This window comes from Vibrio sp. 2134-1 (genome assembly GCF_033339495.1).
This window is the reverse complement of sequence record NZ_JAWOUS010000418.1, coordinates 1-704: the sequence shown is the minus strand read 5'-3', so window position 1 is coordinate 704 and position 704 is coordinate 1. Positions and strand designations below refer to the sequence as shown.

1 protein-coding gene is annotated in these 704 nt (G+C 46.9%); it reads left to right on the top strand.

Annotated features, from left to right (window positions below; translation table 11 throughout):
* On the top strand, nucleotides 1-704 hold a 704-nt coding region (gene nrdD / locus R7R78_RS26365; RefSeq protein ID WP_318119616.1), incomplete at both ends, for an anaerobic ribonucleoside-triphosphate reductase.

Genomic DNA, 704 nt, shown 5'->3' with positions numbered 1-704 from the left:
CACGTTCTTACATTGAATATCGCCATGACCGCGACATCGCGCGTGAAAAGCAAAGTGCACTAACTCGTGAAATCGAAGGCTTGATTGAAGAAAGTAACCTTGATTTGATCAACGAAAACGCGAATAAAGACGGCAAAGTTATCCCAACTCAGCGTGACCTTTTAGCGGGTATCGTGGCGAAGCACTACGCGAAAACGCACATCCTGCCTCGTGATGTGGTTCAAGCACACGAAGTGGGTGACATTCACTACCACGATCTGGATTACGCGCCATTCTTCCCGATGTTTAACTGTATGCTTATCGATTTGAAAGGCATGCTAACGCACGGCTTCAAAATGGGTAATGCAGAAATCGACACGCCTAAATCGATTTCAACTGCGACTGCCGTAACGGCGCAAATTATTGCTCAAGTAGCTAGCCATATTTATGGCGGTACGACAATCAACCGTATCGACGAAGTGCTTGCTCCATACGTTATGACAAGCTATGAGAAGCACCTAGAGATCGCGAAAGAGAGGAACATTGCCGAGCCAGAAGAGTTTGCTAAAGCGCGCACCGAGAAAGAGTGTTACGACGCCTTCCAATCGCTAGAGTACGAAGTAAATACACTGCACACGGCAAACGGTCAAACGCCATTCGTTACGTTTGGTTTTGGTCTTGGTACAAGCTGGGCGTCTCGTCTTATTCAGCAATCGATTTTGAAA